Source organism: Lacinutrix sp., from assembly GCF_023299985.1.
In the GTDB taxonomy this organism is placed as follows: domain Bacteria; phylum Bacteroidota; class Bacteroidia; order Flavobacteriales; family Flavobacteriaceae; genus Lacinutrix.
On the sequence record NZ_JALZVX010000093.1, the window covers coordinates 1 to 11,109 of the forward strand.

General features: G+C 32.2%; 11 protein-coding genes. 4 read left to right on the forward strand and 7 right to left on the reverse strand.

What is annotated here, in order from left to right:
• The 4 genes from Q0C58_RS12440 to Q0C58_RS04585 all read right to left on the reverse strand — a co-directional run.
• The coding region (locus Q0C58_RS12440) for a transposase (RefSeq protein ID WP_366841281.1) at positions 1-167 on the reverse strand (167 nt) is incomplete at its 3' end.
• Positions 167-304, reverse strand: a complete 138-nt coding sequence (locus Q0C58_RS12445) for a hypothetical protein (protein WP_366841277.1) — start codon at positions 302-304, stop codon at positions 167-169. The genes Q0C58_RS12445 and Q0C58_RS12440, both read right to left, overlap by 1 nt.
• A gap of 280 nt (positions 305-584) precedes the next feature.
• Complete coding sequence (locus tag Q0C58_RS04580) at positions 585-2,726, reverse strand: M3 family metallopeptidase (RefSeq protein WP_290698089.1); 2,142 nt, start codon at positions 2,724-2,726, stop codon at positions 585-587.
• A gap of 100 nt (positions 2,727-2,826) precedes the next feature.
• On the reverse strand, positions 2,827-3,543 hold the full coding sequence (locus Q0C58_RS04585) for a peptidylprolyl isomerase (protein WP_290698092.1): 717 nt from the start codon (positions 3,541-3,543) through the stop codon (positions 2,827-2,829).
• A 2-nt stretch (positions 3,544-3,545) separates the two neighbouring features.
• On the opposite strand from Q0C58_RS04585, the gene Q0C58_RS04590 reads away from it, so the two are divergent.
• Both Q0C58_RS04590 and Q0C58_RS04595 read left to right on the forward strand, forming a co-directional pair.
• Positions 3,546-4,187, forward strand: coding sequence for a CoA pyrophosphatase (locus tag Q0C58_RS04590; RefSeq protein ID WP_290698095.1), 642 nt, complete (start codon positions 3,546-3,548; stop codon positions 4,185-4,187).
• Positions 4,188-4,232: 45 nt separating this feature from the next.
• Complete coding sequence (locus Q0C58_RS04595; RefSeq protein ID WP_290698098.1) at positions 4,233-5,039, forward strand: lysophospholipid acyltransferase family protein; 807 nt, start codon at positions 4,233-4,235, stop codon at positions 5,037-5,039.
• 68 nt (positions 5,040-5,107) lie between these two features.
• Here Q0C58_RS04595 and Q0C58_RS04600 read toward each other — a convergent pair whose 3' ends face one another.
• Genes Q0C58_RS04600 through Q0C58_RS04610 form a run of 3 tightly spaced genes read right to left on the reverse strand, consistent with a single transcriptional unit; the run spans position 5,108 to position 6,686 of the window.
• Positions 5,108-5,554 (reverse strand): hypothetical protein, encoded by a 447-nt coding sequence (locus Q0C58_RS04600; protein WP_290698101.1) that lies wholly within the window; start codon positions 5,552-5,554, stop codon positions 5,108-5,110.
• Between the two features lie 2 nt (positions 5,555-5,556).
• A complete protein-coding gene (locus tag Q0C58_RS04605; RefSeq protein ID WP_290698104.1) occupies positions 5,557-6,189 on the reverse strand; it encodes a hypothetical protein in 633 nt (210 codons plus the stop codon).
• 2 nt (positions 6,190-6,191) lie between these two features.
• Positions 6,192-6,686: a sigma-70 family RNA polymerase sigma factor gene (locus Q0C58_RS04610; protein ID WP_290698107.1), complete on the reverse strand. Its 495-nt coding sequence runs from the start codon at positions 6,684-6,686 to the stop codon at positions 6,192-6,194.
• A 378-nt stretch (positions 6,687-7,064) separates the two neighbouring features.
• Between Q0C58_RS04610 and Q0C58_RS04615 the strand changes: the two genes are divergently transcribed.
• Both Q0C58_RS04615 and Q0C58_RS04620 read left to right on the forward strand, forming a co-directional pair.
• Positions 7,065-8,342, forward strand: a complete 1,278-nt coding sequence (locus Q0C58_RS04615) for an NAD(P)/FAD-dependent oxidoreductase (protein WP_290698110.1) — start codon at positions 7,065-7,067, stop codon at positions 8,340-8,342.
• Between the two features lie 251 nt (positions 8,343-8,593).
• Positions 8,594-10,747, forward strand: a complete 2,154-nt coding sequence (locus Q0C58_RS04620) for a TonB-dependent receptor (RefSeq protein WP_290698113.1) — start codon at positions 8,594-8,596, stop codon at positions 10,745-10,747.
• Positions 10,748-11,109 lie beyond the last annotated feature (362 nt).

An 11,109-nucleotide genomic window follows, 5' to 3' on the forward strand; every position in this document is an offset into this window, starting at 1 on the left:
AAAGCTCCAAAGCCAGTTTGCCATTCAAATTTTGCATTTAGAAATCTTTTTTCATTAATCCATTTCGATGAATTTGCTTTTATATCTATAACTAAATCAGATAAATTGCAATTTGGTTTTGTGCCAATTAAAAGGTGCACATGATTAGGCATTCCATTAATAATCATTAATTTTTGATTTTATTCGAAACAATACCTGCTATGTATTTATATAGTTCAACTTCCCATTTTTTAGAAGTAAGGTCGTTTCTACCTTTTACTGAAAAAACAATATGAAAATAAAGTTGCGTGTATGTGTTAGCCATATTGTGTGTCGCTCTTACAGAGCTAAACTTTGTGTTATACCTTTTTATTATTAATATTTTGCCACGCTTTAGCTTTGCAAACTATTGGTTTATTGCCAAAATTTGACACACTACAATATAATGAATCTATTATTCTAAAATAAATACGTTAATCCTAACTTTTATTTATGGAAACAATATAATACTATTAATAGTCCTAAAGCTCCATAGGAGCTAAATATTAAAACTCCATAGAAGTGATATCAATACCAACACTTCATTTCAAGCACATTAATTCTCTTTAGTTACAGAAAAACCCACGATCACGCATTAATGCTTCAATTTTAGCATCACGACCTCTAAATAATCTATAAGCCTCAGCAGGATCCATACTATTTCTAGGTGCAAATAAATACTTCACTAATTTATCTGCTACAGCTTTATCGTAAAAACCACCTGGAGCTTCTTTAAAAGCTTCGGAAGCATCACTTGTAAGTACGTCTGCCCACATATAACCATAATATGCTGTAGCATAACCTTCACTAGAAAATACATGTCCAAAATGCGGAGTCCTGTGACGCATTGGTAATTCTTCAGGCATATTTAATGCTGCTAATGTTTCTTTTTCAAATTTAGCAATATCTATATTTTCTGGATCTGCTAAATGCAGTTTCATATCCATTAAAGCAGAAGCTAAATATTCTGTTGTAGAAAAACCTTGATTAAAAGTAGATGCTTTTTTAATTTTTGCAACTAATGCAGCAGGAATAGGTTTTCCTGTTTTGTTGTGTACTAAAAATTGATTAATTACTTCGTCTGTTGATAACCAACGTTCTAATAATTGAGATTGAAATTCTGTATAATCACGAACACCTCCATTTAATGTTGGGTATTTTACGTTAGATGAAAAGAAGTGTAAAGCATGACCAAATTCATGAAAAAATGTTTCTGCATCATCCCAAGACACCAAAACAGCTTCTCCAGGAGCAGGTTTAACAAAGTTAGAGTTATTAGACGCTAAAACTGTTTTTGCTCCATCTAAAGTAGTATGACTTCTATAGGTTGTTGCCCAAGCTCCAGAACGTTTTCCTGGTCTAGCAAAAGGATCTAAATACCATAAACCAATTAATTTTTTTGAGTCTTTGTCTGTAACTTCCCAAACCTTAACATCTTCATGAAAAACAGGAACACTGCCTTCTTTTACAGGATTAAATTCATAATTAAATAAACGTCCAGCTGTGTAAAATAATGCCTGTGTTAATTTATCTAATTGTAAGTACTGTTTTACTTCGTCGCTGTCTAAATCGTATTTTTTTTGTCTTACTTTTTCTGCATAGTATCTGTAATCCCAAGGTTTAATTTTAATAGCGTTACCATTTTTGTCTGCTATGGCTTGCATATCTGCAACCTCTTCTGCAACACGACCAATGGCAGCTGGCCAAACCTTCATCATTAAATCCATTGCATTTTCTGGTGTTTTAGCCATACGATCTTGCAAACGCCATTCTGCATAATTTTTATAACCTAAAAGTGCCACGCGCTCACGGCGTAGTTTTAAAATTTGAGCAATAATTTGTTTGTTATCGTAAGTATCACCATTATCACCACGAGAATAATAATTAGTCCATACTTTTTCTCTTAACTCTCTTTCTGTAGAATAGGTAATAAATGGATCCATAGAAGAACGAGAGTTTGTAATCGCATACTTTCCATCTTCACCATTATCTGAAGCAATTTTTGCTGCCGATTTTACAAACCCATCCGATAGTCCATTTAATTGGTCTTTTGTAAGGTAAGTAATGTAGTTTTCTTCATCGTGCAATACATTACTAGAAAAGTCACTATATAAAGTAGACAGTTCTTTGCTAATTTCTGCGTAGCGTTTCTTTTTAGTAGCATCTAATTCTGCACCATTCATTTCAAAACGTTTATAAACCAAATCTACAACACGTTGTTGGTCTGCTTCTAAAGGTGTTTTTTGAGACGCATCGTAAACCGTTTTTATACGTGTAAATAGTTTTTTATTCTGACTAATTTTAGAACGATAATCTGAAATTTCTGGAGCTAATGCCTTTGAAATGGTTCTAAATTCTGGAGAACTCATATTACTACTAAAAATACCATAATATGTAAAAGCAAGATTTAATGCTTTACCAGAGCGTTCCATGGCTTCAATAGTGTTTTTAAAAGTTGGTGCTTCAGGATTGTTTGCTATAGCTTCAATATCTTTTAAACCTAAAGTCATTCCTGTTTTAATAGCAGGTTCTACATCTTCAACCTTCATTTTATCGAAAGCTGGAACACCTTCGAAAGGACCTTTAAACTCTTGTAATAATAAATTATCGCTCATAGTTGTAGTTGCTTCTTCTTTCTCTTTATTACAAGCAAAAATGCTAATAAAAAGACTTAAAAGTATAAGAGAATTTAAGTGTTTGGTTTTCATATTTAAAGGTTTTTTAGATTACAAAATCAATGTATGATTTTTTTAACAGATTTAAGATTATTTATTTTTTAATATTACTAGATTTATTGCATGCTTACTACTAGTCTAAAACTTCAATTTTTGTAATATAAACGTTATGTCTTGGCCAATTACCACCATCTACGTCTTGGTTAGAGATTTTATCTACCACATCTAAACCACGCGTTATACGACCAAAAGCAGTGTATTCTCCATCTAAATGAAACTGATTGCTTTGTGTAATAAAAAACTCGAAAGGTGATGCTAATTTATAAGCGTTTTTAATTTCTCCACTTGGTATAGAAATAACACCACGTCTATGTTTGTGACCGTGTCTAACATCTGGTGGTAAAAGATAACGACCAATTTTACGACGCTTTTTTAAAACCTTTGCTTCATCGCTATTGCCACCTTGTATAACAAAATCTTTAACCACACGATGAAACTGTGTGCCATCGAAAATTTTGTTTTTGGTAAGAAATATAAAATTTGCTCTATGGAAAGACACATTGTCAAAAAGTTGTATATCTATATTTCCAAATTTGGTGTAAATACGAACTTTATTTTGTTTGTTGATTTTGCCATACTCACGAAAAAAATCCATGGCATTATCATCATTTAAAGGTAAATAGCGTTCTTCTAGAGTTAGTTTAGAACTGTCTATTTCTATTACTTTTTCTGTAGCTTTAGGTATAATAGTATCAATTACTGTAACTTTCTCTTTTACAAGTTTAGGTTTAGTTTGTTTATCTTCACAATTAAATAATAGTAAAATACTAAATATTAGAATTAGTCTCATAAATGAAATTTCAATCGTTTTTAAAATCTATTGTAAAAATAGAAAATTTACCACTACCAGCCGAAACTTCACAGTTTAAAATGTCACCTCCTTACAGAGCAGATTTAATAAAATTGCAGGCAGAACGTATAAAAAGTGCCAAAAAAAGTGCTGTAATGACTTTGTTTTATCCTAATGCAGCAGGTGAAACCTGTTTTATGCTAATTTTAAGACAAACATACAAAGGTGTACATTCTGCTCAAGTAGGATTTCCTGGTGGTAAACTTGAGGCTAGCGAAACATTCGAGCAAGCTGCTTTACGAGAGACAGAAGAAGAGATAGGAGTAAAGCAAGATACCATTACTGTGTTAAAGGCATTAACCCAAGTGTACATTCCGCCTAGTAATTTTTATGTTAAACCGTTTATTGGTATTGTAAAAAATACGCCTGAGTTTATAAAACAAGATGCTGAGGTAGAAGCACTTTTAGAAATTAAATTAGACCATTTTTTAGACGAGAATACATTAACTACAAAAATGGTAACAACTCCTAATGGTCTAGAAGTGAGTGTTCCTGCTTATAAATTAAACAATAATTTAGTTTGGGGAGCAACAGCTATGATACTTAGTGAAGTGAAAGACTTGTTAAAGGCTAGCTTTAAATAGTAGTATTTTGCTACATTTGTTAAACCTTAAGAACTATAAAAATTTATGGGTTTACTTAAAAAAAATCCTTTTGGACATATATTATTTGTAAAAAAGTGGCTTATTAGAATACTAGGCATACTTTCTCACAGACGCTTTCGTGGTTTTAATAATCTACAAATTGAAGGCTCAAAAATTATAAAAGATTTACCAGATACAAACGTACTTTTTATCTCTAATCATCAAACGTATTTTGCAGATGTGTTTTCTATGTTTCATGTTTTTAATGCGAGTTTAAGTAACAGAGGAGATTCTATTAAGAATGTTGGTTATTTATGGAACCCCAAATTAAACATGTATTATGTAGCTGCAAAAGAAACTATGAAATCTGGTATTTTACCAAAAATATTTGCTTACACAGGCTCAATTAGTATAGAACGTACATGGAGAAGTGAAGGTAAAGATGTCAACCGTCAAGTTAAAATGAGCGATATTTCTATGATTAGTACTGCGCTTGATGATGGTTGGGTTGTTACATTTCCACAAGGTACAACAACACCATTTAAGCCTATTCGTAAAGGAACAGCACATATTATTAAGCGTTATAAGCCTATTGTAGTACCAATAGTAATAGATGGTTTTAGACGCTCTTTCGATAAAAAAGGACTCTACATAAAAAAGAAAAACGTTTACCAATCTTTCGAAGTTAAAAAACCTTTAGAAATTGATTACGAAAACGAATCTATAGCAAGTATTGTTGAAAAAATTGAATATGCTATCGAGCAACATCCTTCATTTTTAAAAGTTATTCCACAAAAAGAATTGGAAGCAAGAGAAGCTTTAAATAAGCAGCGTGAGTGGCTTGATAATTAGTTTTTAATAGGTAGTCTTTAGTCAGTAGTTCTAGTCAGTAGTTCTAGTCGGTAGTTTATAATTTTATTTTAATTAGAATTATCATCTATAACACGATTGTTATTCTTAGCTTTTTTATCTTTTTCTGTACCTAATGCTAATCCAATTACCATTCCTATTAGCATTCCAAAGGAAAGATTAATAGCATCTATAAACAAACCCAAAACGATACCAGAACACATACCAATAATCATATAAGTGTTAGTGTAGTGACTTTTGCGAATTAGTGAGAATTCTTCTTCTAAGAATTTTAAAAATGCCGTTAATTTTTTAAATAGTACTTTTCTATTTGTATCAGCTTTTAAATCTAATATCTCTAATTCACTTTCAATTTTATTTAATTCGCTAATATTAAAGCTTCGGTTTTGTAAATTATTAAATAAAGCAATAAAATCATTATAGATTTTAATCTCTTTATTTGTGCTGTTTTTAGTTTTTAAACTTTCAAAAAATAATATAGCATCTTTTGTTTTCATAACTAAACCTCCAACTTTTTTAATTCGTTGTAATTACTGTTTAAGCGTTTCATTAAAATGCCATAAAGTAATTTATAGAATAACCATATTAAACCAACAAAAACAACAGCTATAACTAGAATTATAGCAGCCATAATAAGCTTTCCATTAGTGTCTGCATTTGTCATTAACTCAACCATTTTAGGATCTGTTTTAGTAGCATAATAAGAGCCAAGTACCATAGAAACAAAAGCCATAATTAAGTTGTAACCTACATAGTATTTTATAACTTTTCGAGTACTAATAATACTCTCCATTAATTTTTTAGCATTATCTGTAACAGAAATACCTTTGTAAGCTTTGAACAATAAGTAGATAAATAATATAATTACAGCAAAACTAATAACAGTTAAACTAGTTAAAAGCGTTTGGTTAATAGCAGTTGTATCTAATTTAGCATTGTATGATGCAGATAATTTTGGTAAAAACGTAATAGCAATCCAAAAAATTAATTCTGCAATACTTATAAAAAAGAGCGTCTTAACAATCGAAGACGATTTTTTCCATAGCATGGAATATAAATCTTGAGAAGTCATTTTTTTCTCGCTAACAGTATCGCTCTGCCAATGTTTCTTTAATAATTCTAATTCATCCATATTTACGGATTTAATATGGTTCTTAACTTTGTTTTCACTCTGTTCATTTTCACTCTAGCATTCACTTCGGTAATACCCATTGTTTCACTTATTTCTCTATAGTTCTTATCTTCCAAATACAGGAAAATAAGCGCCTTTTCAATATCGTTTAATTGGTGTACAGCACTGTATAATAGCTTTAATTGCTGTTCTTCGGTATCATCATAATCTTCAGCCTTAATTTTAAACTGCACAGTATCAAACTGTGTGGTGTTTATGGTTCGTTTAGACTTTCTATAAAGAGTAATAGCGGTATTTAATCCAACTCTGTACATCCAAGTACTAAATTTCGAGTCACCACGAAATTTCGGGTAAGCTTTCCATAATTGTATGGTGATTTCCTGGAACAAATCATTATGCGCATCGTAGTTATTGGTATATAATCTACAGACTTTATGCACAATGTTCTGGTGTTTCTCCAGCAGTTCTACAAAGCTATGTTCGAGTTCTTTATTCAATGTTTTTGGTTAGGTTACTATATAAGTAGTATAAATGTAATATATGTTACATAAATATTTACAATAATTTTTGGGCGTTCCCAACCTTCGCAAAAAGCTTCGGTTCGTCAGGCTTTCAAGGCTCGCTTTTTTTTAAGAAAATAAAAAAAGAGCTCAAACAAACCTTTCAATCCTTAACGCAGTACTAACTATAATTAATACTAGTTTTGCCATTCCTGCGAAAGCAGGAATCCATTTATAGTAATATTTTTCATGTGGATTCCTGCTTTCGCAGGAATGACAAGTAAGCCTACAATTATATAATTTCAACACTAAAAAAAGTAGCCATTAATAACCTAAAATCGTATCTTCGAATATTATATTTAATACTTATTTTTTATGAATATTCCAGAAAGCAAACTCCCACGAATAGTTATTGTTGGTGGTGGTTTTGCAGGTGTTAGCATGGTTAATTCTTTAGCCAATAAAAAGGTGCAAGTTGTATTAATCGACAAACAGAATTACCATACATTTCAACCCTTATTATATCAAGTCTCTTCCGCTGGATTAGAACCAGATTCTATTGCTTATCCATTAAGAAAAATTATTAAAAATCATAAAAACTCTTTCTTTCGTTTAGCAGAAGTAGAACATATTGATGCTAGCAAAAAAGAAATTAAAACAAACATTGGTAACCTTAATTACGATTACCTCATATTGGCAACAGGAACCAAAACTAACTATTTTGGAAACAAAGCAATAGAGACGTATAGCATGCCAATGAAAAAAGTGTCTCAAGCCTTAGACATTAGAAGTTTAATACTTCAAAATTTTGAAAGCGCAGCAGTTACTAATAATAGTAAAGAACGTGAAGCTTTATTAAACTTCGTTATTGTTGGTGGTGGACCAACAGGAGTAGAGCTTGCAGGAGCAATTGCCGAACTTAAAAACAACATTTTACCTAAAGATTATAGAGATTTAGATGCTAATACTATGCAAATTCATCTTTTAGAAGGTAACGATAGACTGTTGCCTCCAATGAGTGAAAATGCTTCAAGTAAAGCCCAATTATATTTAAAAGAACTTGGAGTAAAAGTCCATTGCAACACTTTTGTAAAAGATTATAATGGCAAAACCGTTACAACAAATTCTAATTTAACCTTAGCGTCCCAAACTTTAATTTGGGCTGCAGGAGTTACTGGCAATCTTGTACATGGTTTAAAAGCCGAAATACTTGAAGAGCGTTCTAACCGTTATAAAGTAAACTGTTACAACCAAGTTAATGGCCTCGATGCTGTGTTTGCTCTAGGCGATATTGCATTTATGGAAACCGAAGCGTTCCCAAAAGGACATCCACAAGTTGCACAACCTGCTATACAACAAGGTAAGTTGTTGGCTAAAAACTTGTTGAGGTTAATTGCTGGTAAACCAATGCAAGAATTCACTTATAAAGACAAAGGTTCGATGGCTACCATTGGTAGAAACAAGGCCGTTGTAGATTTAAAATTCTACAAATTTTCAGGCTTTTTTGCTTGGTTTGTATGGATGTTTATTCACTTAATGTCTCTTGTAGGTTTTCGTAATCGTGTGATTGTGTTTTTTAATTGGACTTACAATTATATTAATTTTGATAAAGCAGCACGATTAATTATCAGGCCTTTTAATAAGTCAGAATAAGAAAACTAGTCTCTTTGTCATTCCTGCGAATGCAGGAATCTATTTTACTTATAGAATACTTGTGGATTATTGCCTTCGCAGGAATGACAGAAAACCTAACAATCCATTAACCCAACAATCGCGCTTCAAAACAATCCATCAACAAAAAACCACACTTCAGTAATAACAAATTTTAAAACAGAAGCTTCCGTTGCATCTTTGAACCATCAATTTATACTGAATTTATTTCAGTATCAAAACCAATGCAACTTATGAAGTCTCTTATTAAAATACTAATTACATGTATCTGCTTTCAGCTTTCAGCTCAAAGCGTAATAAGCGGAACAATTACCGACTCTAAAAACAATCCAATAGAAGGCGCTAATGTTTTTCTAGATGGTACTTACGATGGCGCAACATCAAACACAGCAGGTTTTTTTAGTTTTAAAACCAACGAATCAGAAACGCAATCGCTAACTGTGTCTTATATTTCTTTCGAGACTTATGTATTGTCAAGCGACGTTTCTACTTTAAACAACTTAAAAATAGTATTACGAGACGATGTTAACGCGTTGGATACCGTTGTATTATCTGCAGGAACATTTTCGGCAGGCGACAATAGTAAAGTCTCTGCTTTAACCTCAATGGATGTGGTAACAACTGCAAGCGCATTAGGCGATTTTGTTGGTGCTTTGCAAACATTACCAGGTACAACAACGGTTGCCGAAGATGGAAGACTGTTTGTTCGTGGAGGAGAAGCAGAAGAAACACAAATATTTATAGATGGTATTCGTGTGTTTACACCATACACACCAACCACTAACAATGCACCAACTCGTGGACGTTATTCTCCATTTTTGTTCGATGGTATTACTTTTTCAACAGGTGGTTACAGCGCAGAATATGGTCAAGCATTATCAAGTGTGTTGCTATTAAGTACAATAGACGAGCCAGATCAAGAAAAAACAGATATTGGTATTTTAACGCTTGGTGCTAATTTAGGTAACACGCAAAAGTGGGAGAAAAGTTCGCTTAGTGTTAATGCTTCGTATATTAATTTAGCACCTTATTTAGCGGTTTTTAAAGATAGAAACGTTTGGAAAAAGCCATTTCAAACGGTTTCTGGTGAAGCTGTTTATAGATATAAAACCGACAACGGCATGCTGAAATTATATTCTGCTTTCGATAAAAGTAATTTTGAACTCACCCAAGAAGACATTAACAGTCCTGAAGGTTTAGATTTTAAACTCGATAATTCTAACCTTTATTTTAATGGATCGTACAGTGCGAAACTGGAGAACAAATGGAAGTTGCAATCTGGTTTTAGTTTCACGCATGCTAATAATAGTATTGCTATAGATGCTAATAATATTGATAATACCGAAAATTCAATCCATGCAAAACTAAAATTAAGAAAAAGTTTTAGTAACCGTTTTAAATTAAATTTTGGAGCAGAATATTTTGCAACCAATTTTAATGAAACCTTCCAAAACGATTTCGTACAACCAATAGATTACGGTTTTAATAACAATATCTCTGCAGCATTTACAGAAGCAGATTTTATTTTCTCTAAAAAATTAGCTTTAAAAGCAGGTTTACGTGCAGAATACAGCGCACTTTTTAAAGAAGCTACCATTTCACCAAGGTTGTCTTTAGCTTATAAAACAGGAGCAAAGAGCCAAGTGTCTTTAGCGTATGGCGATTTTTACCAAAACCCAAACAGTAGTATTTTAAAGTTTGAGCAAAACCTAAAAGCACAACAAACGCAGCATTATATTTTAAACTACCAATACAATAACGATGGCAGAATTTTTAGAGCAGAAGCGTATTATAAAAACTACGATAACCTAGTGAAATTTGATACTGAGTTTGCCAGTTTCGATACTAATTATAACAACACAGGAAACGGTTTTGCTAAAGGTTTAGATCTCTTTTATCGCGATAATAAAAGCTTAAAGAATATAGACTATTGGGTAAGCTACTCTTATTTAGATACAGAACGCGATTATAGAAACTACCCAACAGCAGCACAACCAAACTTTGCAAACAAACACAATGTATCTGTGGTTGGTAAATACTGGATAGAAAACTGGAAAAGCCAAATAGGTTTAAGCTACGCTTTTGCTTCTGGTAGAACCTATACAAACCCAAACGAAACAGGTTTTTTAAATAACAAAACTAAAAACTTTAATAGTTTAAGTCTTAATTGGGCTTACTTATTAAGCCCACAGAAAATTCTATATTTCTCTGTAAATAATGCACTAGGTTTTAAAAACGTAAACGGTTACCAATACGCAAACACTCCAGATGTAAATAATAATTTTAATAGACGTGCTTTACGTCCAGCCGCAGACCAATTCTTTTTTGTTGGTTTCTTTTGGACTATTAGTGAGAATGGGAGTGGGAATCAGTTGGATAATTTGTAGAGTTTTTTTGATTATTTATTAACTCATCCACACTCATCCACACTCATCCACACTCATCCACACTCATCCACACTCATCCAACTCGTCAGTTCGAGTGATGCGACGTTAGGAGCATTGTATCGAGAACCATTTATTAGTGCAGAGCTTTTCGATACAATTTGCTCATACTTCACAAATCACTCGAAGTGACGTTGTGTAAGTTTAACGTTTTATAAATATCGTTATTAAGCGTGCTAATAATCACACAGCGTAACACACATCACTGGAATGTCTAGTTTTGTTGGTACGCTTTTGAGTGAATAAATTAACTTATTAAAATGGGAAGAATAGTTTACGATCAAGAATTTAAAAAGACAATTGTA